This is a genomic window from Pseudomonas sp. F9001 (assembly GCF_013385435.1).
Lineage (GTDB): Bacteria > Pseudomonadota > Gammaproteobacteria > Pseudomonadales > Pseudomonadaceae > Aquipseudomonas.
The window spans coordinates 1-23,488 of the sequence record NZ_JACAPX010000006.1 but is presented as its reverse complement, the minus strand read 5'-3'; the positions used below and the strand labels follow the sequence as shown (position 1 = coordinate 23,488).

General features: G+C 61.0%; 20 protein-coding genes, 1 pseudogene and 1 riboswitch. Of the genes and pseudogenes, 6 read left to right on the top strand and 15 right to left on the bottom strand.

Annotation, left to right across the window (positions count from 1 at the left end):
• Nucleotides 1–47: 47 nt before the first annotated feature.
• A complete protein-coding gene (gene ltaE / locus HX818_RS04270; RefSeq protein WP_177019548.1) occupies nt 48–1,052 on the bottom strand; it encodes a low-specificity L-threonine aldolase in 1,005 nt (334 codons plus the stop codon).
• A gap of 190 nt (nt 1,053–1,242) precedes the next feature.
• A riboswitch (FMN riboswitch) is annotated at nt 1,243–1,412 on the top strand.
• 111 nt (nt 1,413–1,523) lie between these two features.
• Between ltaE and HX818_RS04265 the strand changes: the two genes are divergently transcribed.
• Nucleotides 1,524–2,033: a 6,7-dimethyl-8-ribityllumazine synthase gene (locus HX818_RS04265; protein ID WP_003214313.1), complete on the top strand. Its 510-nt coding sequence runs from the start codon at nt 1,524–1,526 to the stop codon at nt 2,031–2,033.
• A gap of 130 nt (nt 2,034–2,163) precedes the next feature.
• On the opposite strand, the gene astE is transcribed toward HX818_RS04265, so the two are convergent.
• The 14 genes from astE to acs all read right to left on the bottom strand — a co-directional run bounded on the left by astE (nt 2,164) and on the right by acs (nt 18,370).
• Nucleotides 2,164–3,168, bottom strand: a complete 1,005-nt coding sequence (gene astE / locus HX818_RS04260; protein ID WP_003214315.1) for a succinylglutamate desuccinylase — start codon at nt 3,166–3,168, stop codon at nt 2,164–2,166.
• Between the two features lie 11 nt (nt 3,169–3,179).
• Complete coding sequence (locus HX818_RS04255) at nt 3,180–3,470, bottom strand: hypothetical protein (protein WP_003214319.1); 291 nt, start codon at nt 3,468–3,470, stop codon at nt 3,180–3,182.
• A 23-nt stretch (nt 3,471–3,493) separates the two neighbouring features.
• Nucleotides 3,494–4,840 (bottom strand): N-succinylarginine dihydrolase, encoded by a 1,347-nt coding sequence (astB, locus tag HX818_RS04250; protein WP_177019547.1) that lies wholly within the window; start codon nt 4,838–4,840, stop codon nt 3,494–3,496.
• Between the two features lie 158 nt (nt 4,841–4,998).
• Entirely contained in the window at nt 4,999–6,468 is a 1,470-nt protein-coding gene (gene astD, locus HX818_RS04245) for a succinylglutamate-semialdehyde dehydrogenase (protein WP_168197533.1), read from the bottom strand.
• Nucleotides 6,465–7,490, bottom strand: coding sequence for an arginine N-succinyltransferase (gene astA, locus HX818_RS04240; protein ID WP_003214325.1), 1,026 nt, complete (start codon nt 7,488–7,490; stop codon nt 6,465–6,467). The genes astD and astA overlap by 4 nt, the downstream gene beginning before the upstream one ends.
• 49 nt (nt 7,491–7,539) lie before the next feature.
• Complete coding sequence (aruF, locus tag HX818_RS04235) at nt 7,540–8,559, bottom strand: arginine/ornithine succinyltransferase subunit alpha (RefSeq protein WP_063027854.1); 1,020 nt, start codon at nt 8,557–8,559, stop codon at nt 7,540–7,542.
• Between the two features lie 244 nt (nt 8,560–8,803).
• Entirely contained in the window at nt 8,804–10,024 is a 1,221-nt protein-coding gene (locus HX818_RS04230) for an aspartate aminotransferase family protein (protein WP_003214332.1), read from the bottom strand.
• Between the two features lie 309 nt (nt 10,025–10,333).
• Entirely contained in the window at nt 10,334–11,314 is a 981-nt protein-coding gene (locus tag HX818_RS04225; RefSeq protein ID WP_003214334.1) for a GlxA family transcriptional regulator, read from the bottom strand.
• A 247-nt stretch (nt 11,315–11,561) separates the two neighbouring features.
• Complete coding sequence (locus HX818_RS04220) at nt 11,562–12,326, bottom strand: ABC transporter ATP-binding protein (protein ID WP_003214336.1); 765 nt, start codon at nt 12,324–12,326, stop codon at nt 11,562–11,564.
• 27 nt (nt 12,327–12,353) lie between these two features.
• Nucleotides 12,354–13,466 carry a succinylglutamate desuccinylase/aspartoacylase family protein gene (locus HX818_RS04215; RefSeq protein ID WP_177019546.1) on the bottom strand — a complete coding sequence of 371 codons (1,113 nt, stop codon included), beginning with the start codon at nt 13,464–13,466 and terminating at the stop codon, nt 12,354–12,356.
• A gap of 1 nt (nt 13,467) precedes the next feature.
• Entirely contained in the window at nt 13,468–14,166 is a 699-nt protein-coding gene (locus HX818_RS04210) for an ABC transporter permease (protein WP_008435252.1), read from the bottom strand.
• Nucleotides 14,163–14,852 (bottom strand): ABC transporter permease, encoded by a 690-nt coding sequence (locus HX818_RS04205; RefSeq protein ID WP_003214341.1) that lies wholly within the window; start codon nt 14,850–14,852, stop codon nt 14,163–14,165. Before HX818_RS04205 ends, HX818_RS04210 begins: the two co-directional genes overlap by 4 nt.
• Before the next feature lie 91 nt (nt 14,853–14,943).
• Nucleotides 14,944–15,729 (bottom strand): ABC transporter substrate-binding protein, encoded by a 786-nt coding sequence (locus HX818_RS04200; protein ID WP_003214343.1) that lies wholly within the window; start codon nt 15,727–15,729, stop codon nt 14,944–14,946.
• Between the two features lie 685 nt (nt 15,730–16,414).
• A complete protein-coding gene (gene acs / locus HX818_RS04195; RefSeq protein ID WP_003214346.1) occupies nt 16,415–18,370 on the bottom strand; it encodes an acetate--CoA ligase in 1,956 nt (651 codons plus the stop codon).
• A gap of 394 nt (nt 18,371–18,764) precedes the next feature.
• Here acs and HX818_RS04190 point away from each other — a divergent pair, with 394 nt between their 5' ends.
• From HX818_RS04190 to HX818_RS04170, 5 genes and pseudogenes are all read left to right on the top strand, one after another.
• Entirely contained in the window at nt 18,765–19,034 is a 270-nt protein-coding gene (locus tag HX818_RS04190; protein ID WP_003214348.1) for a DUF2790 domain-containing protein, read from the top strand.
• A 143-nt stretch (nt 19,035–19,177) separates the two neighbouring features.
• Nucleotides 19,178–20,041 (top strand): AraC family transcriptional regulator, encoded by an 864-nt coding sequence (locus tag HX818_RS04185; protein WP_003214350.1) that lies wholly within the window; start codon nt 19,178–19,180, stop codon nt 20,039–20,041.
• Nucleotides 20,042–20,169: 128 nt separating this feature from the next.
• Nucleotides 20,170–21,426, top strand: a complete 1,257-nt coding sequence (locus tag HX818_RS04180; protein WP_177019545.1) for a DUF1479 domain-containing protein — start codon at nt 20,170–20,172, stop codon at nt 21,424–21,426.
• A gap of 37 nt (nt 21,427–21,463) precedes the next feature.
• Complete coding sequence (locus HX818_RS04175) at nt 21,464–22,747, top strand: ABC transporter substrate-binding protein (RefSeq protein WP_003214355.1); 1,284 nt, start codon at nt 21,464–21,466, stop codon at nt 22,745–22,747.
• A 470-nt stretch (nt 22,748–23,217) separates the two neighbouring features.
• Nucleotides 23,218–23,488 (top strand): annotated as a pseudogene (locus HX818_RS04170) (ribonucleotide-diphosphate reductase subunit beta); the annotation flags it as partial.

Below are 23,488 nucleotides of genomic sequence, written 5' to 3'. Positions count from 1 at the left end.
ACAGCGTGTTTATGTGATAGAAACAGTCAATTAGACGGTCTGCACTGTCATTTCCGGGAAAACTCGACAAATGTCGCGAGCACTTGCTCGATCTGCGCCCGGCTGACGTCCAGGTGCGTGACCATGCGCAGGCGAGGCGCCGCGCTCAACTTGATCCCGCGCTCGGCAGCAAACGCCTTCAAGGCCTGGGCTCGATCACCGATGTCGACGTAGACCATATTGGTCTGCACCGGCTCCACCGTATAACCCGCCTTGCGCAGTTCATCCCCCAGCCATTGGGCATTGGCGTGGTCGTCGGCCAGGCGCTGCACCTGGTGATCCAGGGCGTACAGCCCCGCCGCCGCCAGCGAACCGGCCTGGCGCATGCCGCCACCGACCATCTTGCGCAAACGACGGGCCTTGGCGATCAACGCGGTGGAGCCGCACAGCACCGAGCCGATCGGCGCGCCCAGGCCCTTGGACAGGCACACCGACACCGAATCGAAGTGCTGGGCAATTTCCCGCGCATCCACACCCAGCTTGACCGCCGCGTTGTAGAGCCGCGCGCCGTCCAGGTGCAAGGCCAGGCCGTGTTCCCGGGTAAAGGCTCGCGCGGCCGCCAGGTATTCCAGCGGCAGGACCTTGCCCTGCATGGTGTTTTCCAGCGCCAACAAGCGGGTACGGGCGAAGTGGAAGTCGTCCGGCTTGATCGCGGCCAGCACGTGCTCCAGGTTCAGGGAACCGTCGGCCTGCACTTCCAGGGGTTGTGGCTGGATCGAGCCGAGAACCGCCGCGCCGCCGCCTTCGTATTTGTAGGTGTGGGCCTGCTGACCGACAATGTATTCCTCGCCACGCTCACAGTGCGCCATCAACGCCAGCAGGTTGCTCATGGTGCCGGTGGGCACGAACAACGCGGCGGCAAAACCCAGGCGCTTGGCCAGTTCGGCTTCCAGGCGATTGACGCTCGGGTCCTCGCCGTAGACGTCGTCGCCGCTGGCGGCAGTGGCCATCGCCTCGAGCATGCCAGGGGTCGGTTGGGTCACTGTGTCGCTGCGCAGGTCAATCACGTTCATCAAACTAGCCTCTAGCGGATTGGAGCGTTTCTTGTGTTGACGATTACTGCGGGCAAACCCGCGGAATATCAAGCCCCGTGCTTGCACAATCGAATACCAACCAAACAAACCGATATAGGTTATCGATAAACCAACCGTGCAGTTTCTGAAAAACCATGATAAAAACTCTCCGCCGCCAGGGTTCTGGCGGCAACGTTCTCAGGGCGGGGTGTAATTCCCCACCGGCGGTAATTGCACGCAATGTGCATAGCCCGCGAGCGCTTGGTGCCTCGAACTGCCTCGGCAGGACGGCGACAAGGTCAGCAGACCCGGTGTGATCCCGGGGCCGACGGTCATAGTCCGGATGAAGAGAGAACGGGATTGGCACCTAAGGGCCGCGCTGACGTCATGTTCACATGAGCCCGCTGTGCGTACCCTTAAATCCCATTCGATTCATAACGCCCTGTTTTTTTCTTAAACAGGAGTCAGAACATGCAACCCACCGCAATCGACAGCAAAAGCAAAAACCATCACGGCGAGCGCGTCGCGTTTATCCAGGCCTGCTGGCACAAGGATATTGTCGACCAATCCCGTAAAGGTTTCCTCGCCGAAATGATCGCCCAGGGCTACCAGGAATCGGACATCGATTTCTTCGAAGTCGGCGGCGCCTTTGAAATGCCCCTGCACGCCAAGCTGCTGGCCAAGTCCGGCCGTTATGCCGGTATCGTCGCGGCCGCCCTGGTGGTGGACGGCGGGATCTACCGTCACGAGTTCGTGGCCCAGTCCGTGGTCAGCGGCCTGATGCAGGTCCAGCTGGAAACCGAAGTGCCGGTGTTCTCGGTATCCCTGACCCCGCACCACTTCCACGCGGGCAGCGAGCACCATACGTTCTTCTATGAGCACTTCGTGCACAAGGGCCAGGAAGCGGCACGCACCTGCGCCGACACCCTGCACAAGGTTCGCGCACTGCGTCGCAATGAGCCACGGGCTCTCGCGGTTTAAGCAACACTGCAAAGCAAATGTGGGAGCGGGCTTGCTCGCGAAAGCGGAGTGTCAGTCAATACATGTCTGACTGATACACCGCCTTCGCGAGCAAGCCCGCTCCCACATTTGACCGAGTAAGTCTCGGGATTCAGGCCAGGCCGGCATCCGTGGTCGGCACAATCAATATCCCTGCTCGCAAGCCATTCTTGACCTTCGGGTTCGGGAAGATGATGCGTGCGCCCTCCTCCTCGATCACCCAACGGGTCTTGGCAATGTCCTCGGCCAGCAGATAACCCTTCTCCAACTCCGAAAAGTTTTCCACGTCCGCCGGCAAATGCAGGACGAAGGTATCGCTGTGCTTGATCACTTCCCGGGAGACGCTGAACAGCTGCAGGCCATCCAGGCTCTCGGTGGCCGGCTCGTTGCCTTCGATGATCTGCGTGAGGCGGGTTTCCAGGCGCGATACGTCCACGCCCTGGTTCTGCCCGAACGGCCGGGCCTTGCCCAACTCCAGGGTGAAGGACTCGGCCTCCAGCTGCTCGTAGGTAAACGCCGTGAAGGTGATCGACGTCTTGTTCTGCAACAGCACCGCCTCCAGGCCGGCGGCTCGCAGGCGCGCCAGTTCACGACGTGAATGCTGGCGACCGTCCTTCCACGGGTACAGTGCGAACTGCTCGATCTTCGAGCCACGGATGGCGGTGTGCAGGTCGTAGTGCAAACGGCTACGCCCAGGCACGCTGAAGAAGGTGCGGGCCAACTGCTCAAGCTCGGCGGCGCGCATGGCTTCGGGGCCGATGTTTTGTTCGTGACGGCCATTGAACAGCCGGTTGACGTCCAGTTCGAGGTAACGCTCGCCGCGGCGCATGGCCTCGGGGTTGCCGAACAGGAACAGAATACGGGTACGGGGCTTGATCTCCCCACGGGCGATGCCCTGCAGCAAGCGGTCGGCCAATTCGATCGGCGCGGTTTCGTTGCCATGGATGCCGGACGACAGCAGTACGTCGCTGCCGTTGTCCCGCGCCTCAGGAGGCCGCACTTCCAGCGCGCCCTCACTGAGCCAGCGCAGTTGCACGCCGTCGACAGTCAGTTGAATTTTTTGCGCCGGTTCGCGACCGGCGAGGGTCAGTTCAAGCAGTTTGCCGAGGGCGAGCATACGCAGCTTCCTTAGTGGTTGCAGCCAGGACCGTGGACGTGATCGTCGTCATCACCTTCAACGTCGGCCGGTTCCATTTCCAGTTGCAGGCTCATCAGGTTGGTGGCCAATGGGCGCATCAGCAGGTTGGCGTATTCCGCGTCGCCTTCTTCCACGTCCACGCCGATCAGCAGTTGGCCACGGCCGTCGTGCTGGATCCAGATCTCCTTGCCCTGCCACACCACGGCGACGCGGGTGCAGGAGGTTTCCAGCTGGGTGCCGTCGGTGTCTTCAAGGATCAGTTTCAGGGTGTCGGTGGTCATAAATAGTTCTCAGCCGTGCGGCGTTAATTGATCTGGAAAGGATAAACCGAGCCCAGTTTAAGGATTTGCGTCAGTTCATCCAGTGCCGTCCGGCACTCAAGCAGCAATTGCGGGTCAGCCAGGTCGGCTTCCCGCAGGCTGTCGCGGTAGTGCTTGTCGACCCATTGGGTCAGCGTGTCGTACAACGGCGCCGTCATGATAACCCCTGGGTTGACCGCCGCCAGTTCGGTTTCATTCAAGGCTACACGCAAGCGCAGGCACGCCGGGCCACCGCCGTTCTGCATGCTTTGCTTGAGGTCGAAGACTTTGACTTCGCGGATCAGCCCGCCGGAGGACGTCAGGCCTTGCAGGTACTGCCAGACACGCTCGTTGGCGCGGCATTCTTCCGGCACGATCAGCAGCATCGAACCGTCGGCGCGGGTCAGCAGCTGGCTGTTGAACAGGTAGGAACGCACCGCGTCTTCAACCCCCACCTGGGCCCGTGGCACGCAGATCGACTGGAAATTGCCGCCGAGCTTGCCGAGCTTGCCCTGCAATTCGCCGAGCATCTGATCGGTATTGAGGAACGCATCCTCGTGATAGAACAGCACCTCGCCATTGCCCACCGCGATCACATCGTTGTGGAACACACCGGCATCGATCACCGCCGGGTTCTGCTGGGCGTAGACCACGCCGTCGTCCCGCAGGCCATGCAGGCGCGCGACCGCCTGGGAGGCTTCGAGGGTCTGGCGCGCCGGGTACTTCTGCGGCGCCGGGTAGCGGGTGTCGAACGCGCTGCGGCCGAACACGAAAAACTCTACGCCCGCCTCACCATAGTCCCGGCAGAAACGCGTGTGGTTGGCCGCGCCTTCGTCACCGAACTGCGCCACCGCCGGCAGCGCGGCGTGGTGGGCGAAGTGTTTGCTATCGGCAAACATCGCCCCCAGCACGCGGCTGGTGGTCGGGTGTTCGATGCTGCGGTGGTATTTGCAGTTGAGGTTGGCGGCGGTGAAATGCACGCGGCCGTCAAAGGTGTCGGCGCTCGGGCTGACGGTGGCGGCGTTGGCCACCCACATGCTCGACGCCGAGCAACTGGCAACCAGCAGCGGCATGGCTTGCTTGGCGGCCTGCTGGATGACTTGAGCGTCGGTGCCGGCAAAACCGAGGTTGCGCAAGGCGGCCACATCCGGACGTTCCTGGGGCGCCAGCACACCTTGCACAAAGCCCATTTCCATCAGGGCCTTCATCTTCGCCAGGCCTTGCAGCGCAGCTTCCTTCGGGTTGGAGGACTGCTGGCTGTTGCTTTGGGACGCGACGTTGCCGTAGGACAAGCCGCCGTAGTTATGGGTCGGCCCCACTAGACCGTCAAAATTGACTTCACAGGATTTCATCGGCGAGGCTCCACGAACATCTGTATTTTTATAGGCATCAAATTACTTGAACACACCACAAATCAAGTGTGGGAGCGGGCTTGCTCGCGAAAGCGGTGGTTCAGTCGCCTGAAATGTTGAATGACACACCGCCTTCGCGAGCAAGCCCGCTCCCACATTTAGATCAGCGTCACACCCGGGGTTAACGTCGCCGGTAGCACCAGGCTCGGGGTCTCAAGGGAGGCCACCGGGTACGCGCAATAGTCCGCCGCGTAATAGGCGCTGGCGCGATGGTTGCCCGAAGCCCCTACCCCGCCAAATGGCGCGCTGCTCGCAGCACCCGTCAGCTGTTTGTTCCAGTTGACGATCCCGGCGCGGCTTTCCAGCCAGAACTGCTGGTAACGCGCCTCGGAATCCGACAGCAACCCGGCCGCCAAGCCGTATTGAGTGTTGTTGGCCTCGGCAATCGCCGCCTCGAAATCAGCGTAGCGGATCACTTGCAGCAGTGGGCCGAACAGCTCTTCGTCAGCACGTTCCGTAACCTCGGTCACATCGATAATCCCCGGCGTCAGCAACGCAGCCTGGGCCTGGGGTTGAGTCATTTCCAACAGCGCCACGGCGCCATTGGCCAACAGCAATTCCTGGGCATCCATCAACGCCTTGGCAGCACCGAGGGAAATCACCGAGCCCATGAACGGCGCCGGCGTTTGGTCAAATGCGCCGACTTCGATGGTCGAGCTCACCGCCACCAGGCGTGCGAGCAACGCATCGCCCCAGGCGCCTTCCGGCACCAGCAGGCGACGGGCACAGGTGCAACGCTGGCCAGCGGAGATAAACGCCGACTGGATAATGGTGTACACGGCCGCATCCACATCGGCCACTTCGTCCACCACCAGCGGGTTGTTGCCGCCCATTTCCAGCGCGAGGATCTTGTCCGGGCGCCCGGCGAATTGCTGGTGCAGATGGTTGCCGGTGCGGCTGGAGCCGGTGAAGAACAGACCGTCGATGCCCGGATTCGCCGCCAGGGCGATCCCGGTTTCCCGTGCGCCTTGCAGCAGGTTCAACACGCCCGCCGGCAGGCCGGCGTCGATCCAGCATTGCACGGTCAGCTCGGCAACTTTCGGGGTCAGCTCGCTCGGCTTGAACAGCACGGTGTTACCCGCCAGCAAGGCCGGCACGATATGCCCGTTAGGCAAGTGACCCGGGAAGTTGTAGGGGCCAAACACCGCCACCACCCCGTGGGGCTTGTGGCGCAACACGGCAGTGGCGTCGCCCAATGGGCCGCTCTTCTCGCCGGTACGCTCGCGGTAGCTTTGCACCGAGATCGCGACCTTGTTGACCATGCTGGTGACTTCAGTCGCCGATTCCCACAAAGGCTTGCCGGTTTCCTCACCGATGCAGCGGGCGAGTTCGTCAGCACGACTCTTCAGGTTGGCGGCGAAGGCTTCCAGCACGCTCAGGCGCTCTTCCAACGAACGCTTGGCCCAGGCCGGAAACGCCTGGCGTGCAGCCTGGACGGCGGACTCGACCTGCTCGGCGGTGGCGCCATTACCCGACCACACCACCTGCTGGGTCACCGGGTTCAGCGACTCAAACACTTCACCCTGGCCAGCCAGCCATTCACCTGCGATGTATAGCGAATTCATTATTTCGACTCCCGGGCAGCGGACAACGGTACGGCACGCACTTGATCACCGGCGATCAGTTGCAGGCGCTTGGCGGTCTGTTGATCGACCACCAGGGTGCCCGCAGCCAACCGCGCCGGCGCGGCGGTGATGCGGCAATCTTCACGTTTGCGGTTATGGATCAGGAACGGCGTGGCGTCGTCGCCCGGCGTACCAATCGCCAGCACCAGCGCCTCGCTGTCGCGCACGGCGCGGATCTTGGTGGTTTCACACTCCACCGCCGGGCCCGCGTCGAAGATGTCGACGTAGCCCTGGTAGCTGAAACCTTCGCTCTTGAGCATGCTCAGGGCCGGCTCGGTGTCGGTGTGGACCTTGCCGATCACGTTGCGCGCGTCTTCAGACAGGAAGCAGGTGTACAGCGGAAACTTCGGCATCAGCTCGGCGATAAACGCCTTGTTGCCCACGCCGGTGAGGTAGTCGGCCTGGCTGAATTCCATCTTGAAGAAGTGCCGGCCCAGGCTTTCCCAGAACGGCGAGCGCCCGGCTTCGTCGGACATGCCGCGCATCTCGGCGATGATCTTGTTGCCAAACAGCTGCGGGAATTCCGCGATAAACAGCATGCGCGCCTTGGCCAGCATGCGGCCGTTAAGGCCATTGCGGTAATCGGCGTGCAGGAACAACGAGCACAGCTCGGAGTTGCCGGTCAGGTCGTTGGCCAGAAACAGCGTCGGGATTTCACGGTAGATGTTCAGCTCCTGGGAGGCGCTGACCGTCAGGCCGACCCGGAAGTTGTACCAGGGCTCGCGCAGGCCGACGGCACCGGCGATGGCGGAAATCCCCACCACGCGGCCTTCGTCGTTTTCCAGCACGAACAGGTAGTCCGCATCACCGCGCCCGGCTTCGCCGCGAAAGGTCTTTTCAGCCCAGCCGACCCGATGGGTCAGGCGCTCTTCGTTGGCCGGCAAGGTGGTGAGGCCGGTGCCGGTGCTGCGCGCCAGATCAATCAGGGCCGGTAAATCGCTGCTGCGTACGGGACGAACGATCATGCTATCTCCTCAAACGGGCCGCCTTGCAAGCCACCCGCGAAACTCATTCTTAAACCGCTACCAGTCGAACGCTGGCACCCTCGCCGACGCCCAGGGCTTCGGCGGTTTCCAGGTCCAGGGTCACTGGCTTGCCCGGCGCGTAGTCCAGCTCCAGCATCACCGCGCGGTAATCCTGCAACTGGCCGTTGCTCACCAGGTACTGGCGGCCGACACCCTTGACCATCTCACCGATCTTCACCGGCACCACACGGCTCTGGGCGATCGAGCGAATGCCCGAGACGCGCGCATGCAAGGTTGGGCCGCCGTCGAAGATGTCGATGTAATGGTCAGTCTCGAAGCCTTCGCGCATCAGGATGTCGAAGGTGATCTGCGCCCGTGGGTGCACCTGGCCCATGGCTTCCTGGGCGGCGTCCGGCAACAGCGGCACGTAGATCGGGTAGTGCGGCATCAGTTCGGCCAGGAAGGTCCGGCTCTTCAACCCGCACAGACGCTCGGCAGCGGCGTAGTTGAGGTCGAAGAAGTTGCGGCCGATGGCGTCCCAGAACGGCGAATCACCGTTCTCGTCGCTGTAGCCCACAATCTCGGTCACCACCGAATCGGCGAAGCGCTCCGGGTGGCCGGCCACGAACAGCAGGCGGCCACGGGAGTTGAGCTCCGACCACGGCGAACCCACCAGCTCCGGCACCACGTAGAAGCTGGTCAGCAGGCTGTTGCCGGTGAGGTCATGGCACTGCGAGAGCACGTGGATCTTGTTGTGGATCTTCAGCTCGCGGGAAGCGTGCACGAAGGTCTCGTTACGGAAGCTGTAGAACGGTTCCGAGTAGCCGGCCGAGGCAACGATGGCCGAACAGCCCACCAGCTTGCCGGCGTCGGTGTCTTCCAGGACGAAGAAATAGCTTTCTTCACCGTTGAAGCTGACCTCGGCGGCGAAGGACGCTTCGCTCGCAGCGATCTTGTCGCTCAGGCGTTCGACATCATCCGGCAAGGAGGTGACACCAATCGGGCTGTCCGCAGCCAGACGCTGTACCTCGCCCAGATCAGCCATTTGCGCGGGGCGCATCACCAGCATGGTGTCACTCCTTAACTCGAAAACTCACAGGAAAAAATGCCGGACACGATCTTGAAATCAGTGAGGTCAAGTGTGGGAGCGGGCTTGCTCGCGAAAGCGGTGTGTCATTCAACATTTCAGGTGACTGAGCCACTGCATTCGCGAGCAAGCCCGCTCCCACATTTGATCTTCACAGCTTCAACTAAAGAGTCCGGCATACAAAATTTGTGTTGGGCGCCCGACTCGCCGGGCACCCAACGGTCCATCAGGCTTGCGTCAGTTTTTTCACCGCACGTTCGAAGCGGTCCAGACCTTCCTGGATATCGGCATCTTCCACCACCAGGCTCGGGGCGAAGCGCACCACATCCGGGCCGGCTTGCAGGATCATCAAGCCTTCGCGCTCGGCGGCGTTGAAGATGTCCTTGGCCTTGCCTTTCCAGGCATCGCTCAGCACACAACCGAGCAGCAGGCCCAGGCCACGCACTTCGGTGAAGATGCCGTATTGCTGGCCGATTTTCTCAAGACGGGAGACGAACAGGTCGTGCTTGGCGTTAACGCCGGCCAGCACTTCTGGCGTGTTGATCACGTCGATCACCGCTTCCGCCACCGCGCACGCCAGCGGGTTGCCGCCGTAGGTGGTGCCGTGGGTGCCGACCACCAGGTGCTTGGCCAGGTCTTCGCGAGTCAGCATGGCCGCGATCGGGAAACCGCCGCCCAGGCTCTTGGCGCTGGTGAGGATGTCCGGCACGACGCCGTAATGCTGGTAGGCGAACAACTCGCCGCTGCGGCCCATGCCGGTTTGCACTTCGTCGAACACCAGCAGCGCGTTGTTCGCGTCGCACAGGTCGCGGGCACCTTGCAGGTACGACAGTTCTGCCGGCAGCACGCCGCCTTCGCCCTGGATCGGCTCCAGCACCACGGCGCAGGTCTTGTCCGAGACGGCGGCTTTCAGCGCCTCCAGATCGTTGTAAGGCACGTGGGTGATGCCGACGATCTTCGGACCGAAGCCGTCGGAGTACTTCGACTGGCCACCCACGTTCACGGTGAACAGGGTACGGCCGTGGAAGCTGTTCAGCGCGGCGATGATTTCGTATTTCTCGGTGCCGAAGCGGTCGAACGCGACACGACGGGCCAACTTGAAGGCGGCCTCGTTGGCTTCGGCGCCGGAGTTGCAGAAGAACACACGCTCGGCAAACGTGGCGTCGATCAGCTTATGGGCCAGGCGCAGGGCCGGCTCATTGGTGAAGACGTTGGACACGTGCCACAGCTTGTTGGCCTGTTCGGTCAGTGCACCGACCAGCGCCGGGTGGGCGTGGCCCAATACGTTGACCGCGATGCCGCCGGCAAAGTCGATCAGCTCTCGGCCCGCCTGGTCCCATACGCGGGAACCTGCGCCACGCACGGGGATGAAAGCGGCAGGTGCGTAGTTGGGAACCATGACCTGGTCGAAATCGGCACGTTGCACCGGGGCTTGCTCAACGGACATCGGAGTCTCCTGAAGAGGAACGCCTGCCTGAAACTGGCGGGCGATGCAGGGATTGTAAGGACAGTTTTCAGCGCGGCCTTGCCGCCAAGCGACAACTTCTTATAGCGCCAACCCGCGATTTTCGCGGGTTTACGCCAATGCGACAAATAGCATCGCAATGGCGCAGTTTAAACCGCCCGGGCCGGTTTTGGGCGGTCGGTGAGGCACAACTATCCAATGCCGTCGCCGATGGCCGTTTTGGTCTGCTGTTGATCTCATCCGCGCACAGGAACAGCGTCATGCCTGGAGATGCCGGCCGAGCACTGATGCCTAGCCGCGCTCGGACGGCACCGACGACAATTCGAACGGGCTGCTGCTGCGGCGCTGGTTGCGGTCTTCACGAGGGGTGGCGCCGAAGAAGTTGCGGTAGGCGCTGGAGAAGTGCGGCCCCGAGGAGAAGCCGCAGGACAGGCCGATCTGGATGATCGACTTGCTGGTTTGCATGAGCATCTGGCGGGCCTTGTTCAGGCGCAGTTCCAGGTAGTACTGGCTGGGGACACGATTGAGGTATTGCTTGAAGATCCGCTCGAGCTGTCGTCGGGACACGCACACATGCTGGGCGATTTCGTCGGTGGTCAGCGGCTCTTCGATGTTGGCCTCCATCAGCAAAACCGCCTGGGTCAGCTTTGGATGGCTGGAACCCAGGCGGTTTTGCAGTGGGATGCGCTGGCGCTCGCCGCCCTCACGGATGCGCTCTACCACCAGTTCTTCCGAGACTGCCCCGGCCAGTTCGGCGCCGTGGTCACGGGCCAGCACTGCCAGCAGCAGGTCGAGTACCGACATGCCACCGCAGGCGGTCAGGCGGTCACGGTCCCAGTCGAACAGATGGCTGGTGGCGATGACCTTGGGGAAACGCTCGGCGAAATCGTCCTGCCAGCGCCAGTGCACAGCGGCGCGGTAACCGTCGAGCAGACCGAGCTGGGCCAGCGGATACACACCGGCCGACAGGCCGCCGATCACACACCCGGCACGCACCAGTTGCTTGAGGGCGGTGCTGAGCTGGGAGGCGATGACGGTCGGTGGCTCATCGGCCAGCAGGAACAGCTTTTGGAAACCTTCCAGCTTGCCAGCCCAGGGCTCACCCGGCAGTTGCCAGGCGCCGTCGATTGGCGGTTCGGCCTGCAAAAACGAGAGTTCGTACACCACGTCCGGATGCACCCGCTGAGCAACGCGCAAGGCCTCCTCAGCCAGCGCAAGCGTCAGTGCTTTAGTGCTGGGCCAAATCAGGAAACCAATTCGATGGGCAGTCATGGAGTGCTATCCGAAGCGAGTAACAGTAATGAAGACAAAGGCCAATGCTAGCCCGTAAACCAACACAAATCTCTAAAGCGGGTGAAGATCCAAATGTGGGAGCGGGCTTGCTCGCGAATGCGGTGGATCAGTCACCGGATGTATCAACTGATACACCGCATTCGCGAGCAAGCCCGCTCCCACAGGGGATTGGGCAACCTCAGGATTGTGAAGCTTGCACTAATTCAGTGCATAAAAGCAGTTCTGTTTACTTCAAGCTGCCGGAAAGAAACTGCTGCAAACGCTCGGACTGTGGGTTGACCAGCACTTCGCGCGGGTTGCCACGCTCTTCGACGATGCCTTTGTGCAAGAACACCAGTTGGTTGGAGACTTCACGGGCAAAGCCCATTTCGTGGGTCACCACCACCATGGTCCGGCCTTCCTGGGCCAGGTCCTGCATCACCTTGAGCACTTCGCCCACCAGCTCCGGGTCCAGCGCCGAAGTGGGTTCGTCGAACAGCATCACCTCAGGCTCCATCGCCAGCGCACGGGCAATCGCCACGCGCTGCTGCTCGCCGCCGGACATGTGGCCAGGGAACGCATCCTTACGATGGCCCACACCGACTTTAGCCAGGTAGTGCTCGGCCTTTTCCCGGGCGTCTTTTTTCGACATGCCCAAGACGTGCACCGGTGCTTCCATGACGTTTTCCAGCGCGGTCATGTGGGACCACAGGTTGAAATGCTGGAACACCATCGACAGTCGCGAACGCATGCGTTGCAGCTGTTTCGGGTCTGCAGCCTTCATGGCGCCGTCTTTGTTGGCCACCAGTTTCAGCTCTTCGTTATTGAGCAGAATCTTGCCGGCGTGGGGCTGCTCCAGCAGGTTGATGCAGCGCAAAAAGGTACTTTTGCCCGAGCCACTGGACCCGATGATGCTGATCACATCACCGGCCGCGGCGGCCAGGGACACACCTTTGAGCACTTCATGACTGCCATAGCGTTTATGCAGGTCTTGGACTTCAAGTTTGTACATGCGGTCGGTTCTCACAAAAACAGTTGGTCAGTCGTTGAGCAAGCGCCCGTGCCGCAGCGCTTCGCGCCCCGCCACCTTGGCCAGCCAGAAACCCGCTTGGGCATAACGTAGCCGTTCAACGGCAAACAGCACCCCAGGCGTGCCCGCGCAAACAATGCTCACGCGGTCGGACAAGGGATCGATCACTTCAAATATCGGGTCGCCGGCTTCGACTACGTCACCGGCTTTACGCAGGTAGCTGATCACGCCGGCGTGGGGCGCGAACAACAACTCGGTGCCTTCGAAGGGCAGGCCTTCGCAGGGCTCGTGCTGCGGCGCGGGCCATTCACCACGGATCAGGCCTTGCTCGGCGAGGAACGCCAGGATGCCTTCAGCGTGGAAAATCGCTTCGTCACGGCCAGTATCGGCCTGGCCACCCAGCTCCAGAGTCGTCGCCAGGCACGCCAGGGGAATCTGCGCCTCGGGGAACGCCCGGGCCAGGCGCAGCCACGGTAGCGAGCAGGCTTCGTCAAACGAACTGCCGCCGGAATCTTCCGCCAGCAGGCCGACCTTCACATTCAGGTGCGCCGACAGCGAACGCCACTGCGGCCAGTGTTGCGGCAGCGCGTACATGTGCAACGCGGCTTCGGCGTCGCAATGCAGGTCGAGGACCACGTCGGCGGTGCAGGCATGGCTCAGCAACACTCGCTGCATGCCTTGCAACTGGCTGCTCGGCGCCGGCAACGCATTGAGCGCATCGCTCATGGCCTGGCGGATCAAGCGCACATTGGCGTGAGGATCATCCCCCAGCTTGCCGTTGAGCAACTCGGTAACCGGCTCGCTCAACTCAACGAAGTCGCGGTTGAAATTCTTGCCGCTGCCGATCTCGAAACGGCCCTGGTGACTGCCTTGCAGCAGTTGCCCCAGGCCCATCGGATTGGCGACGGGAACCAGCTCGATCACGCCGTTGAGGGCGCCTTGCTGTTCCAGTTCCGTCAGGCGCTTTTTCAGCTCCCAGGCGGCGCGCATGCCGGGCAATTCATCCGCGTGCAGGCTGGCCTGGATATAAGCCTTGCGCTCGCCGCTGCCGAAACGAAACACCGTCAGCTGGCGTTCGCAGCCCAGGTGACCCCAGGGCAACAGGTGATCGATACGTTCCATATCAATGCTTCCGTGGAGCCAGGTAGCTCAGCCAGCGGCCTTCGGCCAACTTGAACAGGCGCACCAGGATGAAGGTCAGGCACAGGTAGAACGCACCCGCCGTGATATAGGCTTCGAACGGCAAGTAGTACTGGGCGTTCACCGTGCGTGCGGCACCGGTAATGTCGATCAGGGTGACGATGGACGCAAGGCTGGTGGTCTGGAGCATCATGATCACTTCGTTGCTGTATTGCGGCAGCGCCCGGCGCAGGGCCGATGGCAGCAGGATCCGGCGGTACAGCTTGTAGCGCGACATGCCCATGGCCTTGGCTGCCTCGATCTCGCCGTGGGGCGTGGCCTTGAGGCTGCCGGCGATGATCTCGGCGGTATAGGCGCTGGTGTTCACGGCAAACGCCAGGCACGCGCAGAAGGTCGCGCTGGACAGCAGTGGCCACATGAAGCTTTCGCGCACCGCTTCGAACTGGGCCAGGCCGTAGTAGATCAAGAACAGCTGCACCAGCATCGGCGTGCCGCGAATCACATAGGTGTAGAGCCAGGCAACACCGTTGACGATCGGCTGCTTGGACACGCGCATCAGGCCCAGGGGCAAGGCCGCGAGCAAACCGAAGAACAGCGAAATGGCCAGCAGTTTCAGGGTGGTCAGCAAGCCGCCGAGGTACAGCGGCATGGCCTCCCAGATGACGTTGTAGTCGAAGATCATAGATCAGCCGCCTTTACGCCTACCGAGTAGCGCTTCTCAAGATGACGCAGGGCCAGCAACGACACGCTGGTGATCACCAGGTACATCGCCGCCACTGCGAGGAAGAAGGTAAAAGGTTCGCGGGTGGCGTCTGCCGCCTGCTTGGCCTTGAACATCATGTCTTGCAGGCCCACCACCGAAATCAATGCGGTGGCCTTGGTCAGTACCAGCCAGTTGTTGGTAAACCCGGGGATCGCCAGCCGAATCATCTGCGGCACCATCACCCGGAAAAACACCTGGAACGGGCTCATGCCATACGCCAGGCCGGCTTCGGCCTGGCCCTTGGGAATGGCCATGAAGGCGCCACGGAAGGTTTCCGAAAGGTAGGCGCCAAAGATGAAACCCAGGGTGCCGATACCGGCGGCCAAGGGGTTCAAGTCAATGTAGTCGTTGTAGCCGAGCAACGGCGCAACACGATTAAGCAGGTCCTGACCACCGTAGAAAATCAGCAGGATCAGCACCAGGTCGGGGATCCCGCGGATCACCGTGGAGTACAGGTCGCCCAGCCAGGCCAACCAGCGCACCGGCGAGAGGCGCAACGCGACCCCGATCAGACCCAGAACAATGGCCAGGGCCATGGACGACAAGGCGAGCTGAAGCGTCAACCAAGCGCCATCGAGGATGACAGCCCCGTAGCCTTTCAACATGATTCAGGTCCTCGAAAAGGGGGATGAAAAAATGGCGCAAACTTCAGAGATCCTGGTGCTTGCGCCATTCTGGACAGACAGCTGCGACGGTTTACTTGGCTTCTGGGCCGTAAATGTCGAAGTTGAAGTACTTGTCCTGGATTGCCTTGTACTTGCCGTTGGCACGGATCGCAGCGATTGCAGCGTTGATGCGGTCCAGGTTTTCCTTGTCGCCTTTACGTACCGCGATGCCGATACCGTCGCCGAAGTACTTGGCGTCGGTGAAGGCCGGGCCGGTGAACGCGTAGCCTTTACCGGCTGGCGTGTCGAGGAAGCCTTCCTGCAACAGGGTGGCGTCGGCCACGGTGCCATCAAGGCGACCGGCTTCTACGTCCAGGTAGATTTCGTTCTGCGAGCTGTAAGGAACAATGGTGGCGCCTTTGGGAGCCAGCACTTCCTTGGCGAAACGGTCGTGGATCGAACCGCGCTGCACGCCGATTTTCTTGCCTTTCAATTCATCCAGGCTGTCGCTGACGGCAGTGCCTTCCTTCAATACCAGGCGAGCTGGGGTCAGGTAGTAGCGGTTGGTGAAGTCCACGGACTTCTTGCGATCGTCAGTGATGGACATCGAGGACAGGATGGCGTCGATCTTGCGCACTTTCAGCGCCGGGATCAGGCCGTCGAATTCCTGCTCGACCCAGGTGCACTTGACCTGCATCTGCTCACACAGGGCGTTGCCGATGTCGTAGTCAAAACCGACGATGCTGCCGTCCGGTGCCTTGGAGGCAAACGGAGGGTAAGCCGCTTCAATACCAATCTTCAGTGGCTTGCCTTCGGCGAAAGCCTGCATGGACAGCACGGACAGCGCCAGGGCGCCCAACAGCACGAGTTTCTTCATCTTGGGACTCCATCGGTATAGGGCAAAACAGCAGTATGAGCCAGGGCCCACGATGCGAATGAGTGAAACCGAATAGCGGTGCTGCGTCCTGCGCCAGTTCAGCATCGGCGACGACGAGCGAGTGATCGGCATTCTAACGACAGGCCGGAAGCCGATATTTCCTCAATGCGACAACAATTTACAGAAGCACCGAGAAAGCGGTTCCAGCACATTGACAGCCTCTTGATTTTATGCAGAGGCAAAAGATATTAAACCTGTTAACGCTGCAAGTTGCGGGCCTATTATTCGCAAACCCTTCTAGCACGGCAAGTGTAGCGTTGGATCTAATTTTTCAGGGCGTCTAAGACGCGGGTTTTCGGGGCAACGGCGTAGCACTTTGCCTCATGTTTGGGCATGAGGTTACACATTTGCTGGGTTCGGTAACATTCAGAAACTTCCTACGAGCAACACCGATATTTATTGGCCTCGTGTAAGTCGCCCCACTGTAATGACCAATTTTGGAATGCAATCAAAATGTGGGAGCGGGCTTGCTCGCGAAGGCGGTGTGTCAGTGGGTGATGTGCTGGCTGACACGCCGCCTTCGCGAGCAAGCCCGCTCCCACAGGGGTTATAGGTCGCCTGTCCGATCGCACAAAAAAGCCCCACCCGGCCTACGCCGAATGGGGCTTCGTCCCACAAACCCGCCTTACGCGACGTTCATGGTCTTGTGCGTCTCGATCAAATGCGCCACCACACTCGGATCCGCCAGGGTGGAGATATCGCCCAACCCGTCGTATTCAGCGGTGGCAATCTTGCGCAGGATCCGGCGCATGATTTTCCCCGAACGGGTCTTCGGCAAGCCCGGTGCCCACTGGATCACATCCGGTGAAGCAATCGGCCCGATCTCTTTACGCACCCAGTTTTTCAACTCCAGGCGCAACGCTTCATTCGGCTCTTCGCCGTTTTTCAGCGTGACATACACATAGATGCCCTGGCCCTTGATGTCATGAGGCACCCCCACCACCGCCGCTTCCGCGACTTTCGGGTGCGCAACCATGGCGCTCTCAATCTCGGCGGTGCCCATGCGGTGGCCGGACACGTTCAGCACGTCATCCACCCGCCCGGTGATCCAGTAGTAGCCATCCTCGTCACGGCGCGCACCGTCACCGGTGAAGTACATGCCACGGAAGGTCTTGAAGTAGGTGTCCACAAACCGGTCATGGTCGCCATACAGCGTACGTGCCTGGCCCGGCCACGAATCCAGGATCACCAGGTTACCCTCGGCTACGCCTTCAATCAGGTTGCCGAGGTTATCCACCAGCGCCGGTACCACGCCAAAGAACGGACGTGCCGCCGAACCCGGCTTGAGTGCATGGGCGCCCGGCAGCGGGCTCATCATGTTGCCGCCGGTCTCGGTCTGCCACCAGGTATCGACGATCGGGCAACGGGATTGGCCGACGTTCTTGTAGTACCAGTCCCACGCTTCCGGGTTAATTGGCTCACCCACCGAACCCAGCAGGCGCAAGCTGCTGCCATCGGCGCCTTCGCAGGCGGCGGTGCCGGAAGCCATCATGGCGCGGATCGCGGTCGGTGCGGTGTAGAGGATGTTCACTTTGTGCTTGTCGACGATCTTCGCCACCCGGGTGATGTCCGGATAGTTCGGCACGCCTTCGAACATCAGCGTGGTCGCGCCGTTGGCCAGTGGGCCATAGACGATATAGGTGTGGCCGGTGACCCAGCCGACGTCGGCGGTGCACCAGTAGATTTCGCCCGGGCGGTAGTCGAACACGCGCTCGTGGGTCAGGGCTGCGTACAACAGGTAGCCGCCGGTGGTGTGCTGCACGCCCTTCGGCTTGCCGGTGGAGCCGGAGGTGTAAAGGATGAACAGCGCTTCTTCGGCGCCCATCTCTTTCGGCGCACACACAGTGCCCGCCACTTTCATCAGGTCTTCGTACCAGATGTCGCGATGCTGGTTCCACTTGATGTTGCCGCCGGTGCGCTTGCACACGATGACTTTCTGGATGCTGCTGGTTTCCGGGTTGGTCAGAGCGTCGTCGACGTTGGCCTTCAGGGAAATTTTCTTGCCGGCACGAATGCCTTCGTCGGCGGTGATCACCACCTTGGATTTGCAGTCGATGATCCGACCGGCCAGGGCCTCTGGCGAGAACCCGCCAAACACCACCGAGTGAATCGCACCGATCCGGGCACAGGCCAGCATGGCGACCGCGGCTTCGGGAATCATCGGCATATAGATAGTCACCACGTCGCCGCGGTGCACATCCTGGCCGCGCAGGGCGTTGGCGAACTTGCAGACTTCTTCATGCAGCTCGCGGTAGGTGATGGTGCGGCTTTCGGCAGGGTCGTCGCCCTCCCAGATGATTGCTGGCTGGTCGCCACGCTCGGCGAGGTGGCGATCCAGGCAGTTGTAGGAAACGTTGAGGGTGCCGTCGGCAAACCATTTGATGTCGACATGGTGATCGTCGAAGGAGGTCTGCTTCACCGTGGTGAAAGGCTTGATCCAGTCAAGGCGCTTGGCTTGCTCGCGCCAGAAACCGTCGGGATTGACCACCGACTGCTGGTACATGGCCTTGTAGGTCGCCTCATCGGTCAGCGTATTGGCTGCTACTTCGGGGCGAACGGGGTACAGAGAAGCCGCACTCATCTTTCTTACCTCGGTGACATAGTTGTTGTTGTATGGCCCTGTTGTAGCCGGGCCGGACCTATAGAACCATTCGACGATGGTAGTAACAAGCCCCTACAAATTGCCCACCTATCCCCTGGCAGCGCTCTGGCCCGCGGCCCGTGGCGTTTTGCAGGTTTCTGAAAAAACCTTCATTTCGCGATTGTTACAAAAACCACCAATAGTGTTTATCAAAAGCACGGGTATATGAATATAACTCGGACGCCTAAAATCAACCTCGCCATCAAGGCACTGTGATTAACAACGTAACAGCCCCCACGAAGGCAACGTTAATCCGAACTTCCCAATCAAGTTACACACGTGGCCTCACAAGGGCCCCGTGACCCCTTTCGACCGCCAAAAGGTAAATAGTCAAATGAAAGCGTTATTAGTTATGGCCCTTAGCAGCTTGTGCGCCACCGCCGCCCTGGCCGACGAAGCCCCGACTGACGTAGCCAGCCAGAGCACCCCGATTGTTGAGGATTACACTTACAGCACCCATCTGGACGTCGCCAAAGTAGTGTCCATGAGTGAAGTCCCGGATGTATGCCAAGTAGTACCGGTAAAGATGGAATATGAAGACTCACAAGGTCAGCGTCATATTCTTCAATATCAGGTCATGGGTAACGGTTGCTCTAACGGATAATAACTTCGTTAGTTTGAACTGAACCTGATCTTATTCGCCGCAAGAAATCGTTCTTGCGGCAAAGAGCCGGCTTATCCCCTACCGCTTGAATCGAATGCTACGATTGTGGCGCCGCCACCTCACCTGCAAGGCAGGATGCATTCATGCGAGCCAGTTTCGAAAAAATCCCCACCGAGGCGAACACCTCTTGGACCCTGCTGAACAGGCGTCTACCGGAAGCGATTCCGTTTGAATGGCATCACCATCCCGAATACGAACTGACCCTGACCCTCAACAGCCGCGGGCACCGCTATATCAGCAACGATGTGGCGCTGTACGATGACGGCGACCTGGTGCTGGTGGGCCCGAACGTGCCCCATAGCTGGTCTTCCGCCGAGCTGATCGACCCCGCCAAACCGCACATTGCCCTGGTCATCTGGTTTTCCGAGGCCTGGGCGGACTCGCTGGTGCAACTGTTTCCGGAGATGGGGTCGACGCGCGCGCTATTGGCTGCTGCGCGACAGGCGTTGAGTTTCAGTGATGCTACGTCCCGGGCGCTGCGCCCGGTGATCGAAGCCATGGTCGAGCAAGACGCTTCCCAGCGACTGATCTCGTTGCTCACCGTGCTCAACACATTGTCCCGGGATATCGCCGCGCAGCGCATCGCGACGGAAAACGCCGCCCCTCACATCGTTGAAGACGCGCGCATCCGCCGCGTCCTGGACTACCTGCACGGCCACTATGCGCAACCTGTCGGCATTCCCGAGCTGGCGCAAATGGCCTGCGTCAGCGTTTCAGCCTTCCATCGCATGTTCCGCAAACACACACGCTGCACGGCGCTGGACTACATCGTCCGGCTACGCATCGGACATGCCTGCGCTTTATTGATGCAGGGCAACCTGGCGGTCAGCGCGATTTCCGAACAGGTCGGCTACGCCTCCCAGGCGCTGTTCAATCGGCAGTTCAAGGCGCACAAGGGCATGACGCCGTCACAGTTTCGGCTTCAACACGGGCATCACTTCCAATAAGCCGATTCTTCTATACGCCTTACAACAAACGCCACAATCGTACTGCTCAACGCGCCAAATCAGGCTGCCGCCCCGGCGGGCCGGGGTGATTCCATACCTGTATGCACAACAACAAAACAGGTCACCCCATGAGCAACTACTACGCCTTCGAATGTGCCGAGCTGCCGGACGACTACAAGCGCAGCATCGTCGCCATGAAAAAGGCCCTGCGCGCGCAGATCGGCGATGTGCCTGGGCTGTTTGCCGAGGTCAGCGAGTTCATCAGGGCTGAAATCGCCTCGATCAAGGCCCAGCAGTCCGCCTGGCCCGAACTCGACTTTGAGACCATCGCCAACGGCCAGGTCACCGAAGCACAACGGGCACTCATCAAGCGCCGGGGCTGCCTGGTGATCCGCAACCACTTCCCCAGGGAACAAGTGCTTGGGTGGGACAAGAGTCTGCTGGACTACCTCGACCACAACCAGTTCGACGAGGTGTATCGCGGCCCGGCTGACAACTTCTTCGGCAACCTCGAAGCCTCGCGCCCGGAGATATTCCCGATCTATTGGTCCGACGCCCAGATGCAACTGCGCCAACACGAGCGCATGGGCGCCGCGCAGTCGTTCCTGAATCGCCTGTGGACCTACAATTCCCAAGGCCGGCAATGGTTCGACCCAGACATCAATGCGCTGTACCCCGACCGCGTCCGCCGCCGCCCACCCGGCACCACCTCCAAAGGGCTTGGCCCGCACACCGACTCGGGCGCCCTGGAACGCTGGCTGCACCCGGCCTACCTCAAGGTGTTCGACAAGATCTACCGCAACGACTTCAAGTCCTACGACCCCTGGGACGCCGCCCATCGTACCGAAGTCGATGAATACGCCTACAAGGACACAGTGAAATGTTCGGCCTTCCGCACCTTCCAGGGCTGGACCGCACTGTGCGACATGCAGGCCGACCAGGGCGTGCTGCATACCTTGCCGATCCCCAAGGCCATGGCCTACATGCTGCTGCGCCCGTTGCTGGACGACGTCCCCGAAGATGAATTGTGCGGCGTTGCGCCGGGCAAGGTGCTGCCAGTTTCAGAGAAATGGCACCCGCTGCTGGTCCAGGGCATGACCCCGATTCCGGACGTGCAGGCCGGCGATTCGGTGTGGTGGCACTGCGACGTGATCCACAGCGTCGCCCCCGTCGAAAATCAACAGGGCTGGGGCAACGTGATGTACGTGCCCGCCGCGCCCATGTGCCCGAAAAACCTGCGGTACGCCAAGGATGTGCTCAGGGCGTTCGAGCAAGGGGCCTCACCGGATGATTTCGCCCGGGAGGACTACGAGAAAGAGTGGAAAGACCGCTTCATGACGCCGCAACTGAACACCCTCGGCCGCAAAGGGCTGGGGCTGGAATAAGCACCGCTCCCCAAAACAACAAAAAGGGTTATCCCACATGAAAATCCCCCATCGCCTTGCCGTTGCCATCTCCCTCGCCAGCCTTTGCACGTTCGCCGCTCACGCAGCCGACAGCAAAGGCACTGTTGAAGTCGTCCACTACTGGACCTCGGGCGGGGAAGCCAAGTCTGTACAGGTGCTGCAACAACTGATCGAGAAAGACGGCTTCATCTGGCAAAACAGTGCCGTGGCCGGCGGCGGTGGCGCTGCTGCCATGACCGTCCTCAAGAGCCGCGCCGTCTCCGGCAACCCGCCCTCTGCCGCGCAGATCAAAGCTCCGGACATTCAGGAGTGGGGCAAGCTGGGCCTGCTGACCAGCGTCGACAACGTCGCCAAGGCCAATCACTGGGACAGCCTGCTGCCCGAAAGCATTGCGCAACTGATGAAGTTCGACGACCACTACGTCGCCGTACCGCTCAACATCCACCGCATCAACTGGTTATGGATCAACCCCGAGGTGCTCAAGAAAGCCGGCGTGTCCAAAGCCCCGGCCACCCTGGAAGAACTCTACGCCGCCGGCGACAAACTCAAGGCCGCCGGCTTCATCGCCATCGCCCACGGCGGCCAACCCTGGCAGGACACCACCGTATTTGAAGGCCTGGTGCTCAGCATCCTGGGCGCCGATGGCTTCCAGAAAGCCTTTATCGACAACGACGAAGCCACCTTCACCGGCCCCAAAATGACCGAAGTCTTCGTCGCGCTGCGCAAGCTGAAGACCTACATGGACCCCAACGGCGCAGGCCAGGACTGGAACATGGAAACCGCCAAAGTCATCAATGGCCAGGCCGGCATGCAAATCATGGGGGACTGGGCCAAGAGTGAGTGGACCGCGGCGGGTAAAAAAGCCGGGGCCGATTATGAATGCGTGCCCTTCCCCGGCTCACAAGGCATTTATAGCTACACCATCGACTCACTGGCCATGTTCAAACCGTCCAGTAAAAATGATACGCCGGGCAACAACGCGGCTCGCGACGACCTGGCCAAGATCGCCCTGGAGCCGCAATTCCAGAGCGTGTTCAACCAGAACAAAGGCTCCATCCCGGTGATCAAGGGCCTGGACATGAGCCAGTTCGACAGCTGTGCCCAGGCTTCCGCCAAGGACTTCGCCGAAGCCGAGAACGCCGGCACGCTGGAGCCGAGCATGGCCTTCAACATGTCCACGTCCCAGGCGGTGCAAGGGGCGGTGTTTGATGTGGTCAGCAACTTCATGAGCAATAAAGACGCGGACCCCGCCAAGGCTGGCAAGCAGATGTTTGCCAGCATCAAAGCCGCAGCCCAGTAACCCCCCGCGACCCGTTCTTGCGCCAAACGGCGCAAGAACTTCCAGACCGAATCTGCCCCAGTTCGGCGCGCTGAAACAAACGCCGACCGCCCGTCAAAAAAATCCAAGCCAGGCAAAGCCTTGTAAACCCGGACCTTGGCTGCAAACACCACCATTTTGGCCGCTCACCGAGACCATCCGCCGCAACACAAAGTCGAATTTTTCCCTATAATGCGCGGGTAAATCGGGCCTGCAATATCCCTTTACACTGGGACGAAGAGCCAGACCTGAGGCCCCCGCTGGAGCCAGTAAGCATTGCTCCGCCCCTCAAGCCTCAAGCAGAACACCCGTAACCCTGATTCCGTTTAATGCGTGCGTTAGCTGCAACAAACGATTCCTTAAGATCCACCGCGGCCTTTGGGCCGTGTGAACACCCCACCATCCGGTTTCACACGGGCACCTTAGAGCCCTCACGCAGGAGACGACACGTCATGCTGAGCTGGGACGAGTTCGACAAAGAAGAAGACGGCGAAGTAGTTGCCAAAGGCGCCAACGCCGGCCACGCCACCGAAGCCAACATGGACCGCCTCGACGGTGCCGGCGCTGCTGCCGCCATCGAAGCCCGCGCCGTCACCGCCAATGACTCCGCCGCCATCGTGCGCGCCAAGGCCGCCCTCGACAAACTCGACGTCGCCGAAGGCCTCGCCGAACTCGAAGGCTCCGCCGCCCGCGTCGCCGTTGACGAAAAGCGCATGATCAACT

What these genes read in the sequence shown, in the direction of transcription:
- ltaE (WP_177019548.1), bottom strand. Translation starts at nt 1,052, where the DNA reads ATGAACGTGATTGACCTGCGCAGCGACACAGTGACCCAACCGACCCCT.
- HX818_RS04265 (WP_003214313.1), top strand. Translation starts at nt 1,524, where the DNA reads ATGCAACCCACCGCAATCGACAGCAAAAGCAAAAACCATCACGGCGAG.
- astE (WP_003214315.1), bottom strand. Translation starts at nt 3,168, where the DNA reads ATGCTCGCCCTCGGCAAACTGCTTGAACTGACCCTCGCCGGTCGCGAA.
- HX818_RS04255 (WP_003214319.1), bottom strand. Translation starts at nt 3,470, where the DNA reads ATGACCACCGACACCCTGAAACTGATCCTTGAAGACACCGACGGCACC.
- astB (WP_177019547.1), bottom strand. Translation starts at nt 4,840, where the DNA reads ATGAAATCCTGTGAAGTCAATTTTGACGGTCTAGTGGGGCCGACCCAT.
- astA (WP_003214325.1), bottom strand. Translation starts at nt 7,490, where the DNA reads ATGATCGTTCGTCCCGTACGCAGCAGCGATTTACCGGCCCTGATTGAT.
- aruF (WP_063027854.1), bottom strand. Translation starts at nt 8,559, where the DNA reads ATGCTGGTGATGCGCCCCGCGCAAATGGCTGATCTGGGCGAGGTACAG.
- HX818_RS04230 (WP_003214332.1), bottom strand. Translation starts at nt 10,024, where the DNA reads ATGTCCGTTGAGCAAGCCCCGGTGCAACGTGCCGATTTCGACCAGGTC.
- HX818_RS04225 (WP_003214334.1), bottom strand. Translation starts at nt 11,314, where the DNA reads ATGACTGCCCATCGAATTGGTTTCCTGATTTGGCCCAGCACTAAAGCA.
- HX818_RS04220 (WP_003214336.1), bottom strand. Translation starts at nt 12,326, where the DNA reads ATGTACAAACTTGAAGTCCAAGACCTGCATAAACGCTATGGCAGTCAT.
- HX818_RS04215 (WP_177019546.1), bottom strand. Translation starts at nt 13,466, where the DNA reads ATGGAACGTATCGATCACCTGTTGCCCTGGGGTCACCTGGGCTGCGAA.
- HX818_RS04210 (WP_008435252.1), bottom strand. Translation starts at nt 14,166, where the DNA reads ATGATCTTCGACTACAACGTCATCTGGGAGGCCATGCCGCTGTACCTC.
- HX818_RS04205 (WP_003214341.1), bottom strand. Translation starts at nt 14,852, where the DNA reads ATGTTGAAAGGCTACGGGGCTGTCATCCTCGATGGCGCTTGGTTGACG.
- HX818_RS04200 (WP_003214343.1), bottom strand. Translation starts at nt 15,729, where the DNA reads ATGAAGAAACTCGTGCTGTTGGGCGCCCTGGCGCTGTCCGTGCTGTCC.
- acs (WP_003214346.1), bottom strand. Translation starts at nt 18,370, where the DNA reads ATGAGTGCGGCTTCTCTGTACCCCGTTCGCCCCGAAGTAGCAGCCAAT.
- HX818_RS04190 (WP_003214348.1), top strand. Translation starts at nt 18,765, where the DNA reads ATGAAAGCGTTATTAGTTATGGCCCTTAGCAGCTTGTGCGCCACCGCC.
- HX818_RS04185 (WP_003214350.1), top strand. Translation starts at nt 19,178, where the DNA reads ATGCGAGCCAGTTTCGAAAAAATCCCCACCGAGGCGAACACCTCTTGG.
- HX818_RS04180 (WP_177019545.1), top strand. Translation starts at nt 20,170, where the DNA reads ATGAGCAACTACTACGCCTTCGAATGTGCCGAGCTGCCGGACGACTAC.
- HX818_RS04175 (WP_003214355.1), top strand. Translation starts at nt 21,464, where the DNA reads ATGAAAATCCCCCATCGCCTTGCCGTTGCCATCTCCCTCGCCAGCCTT.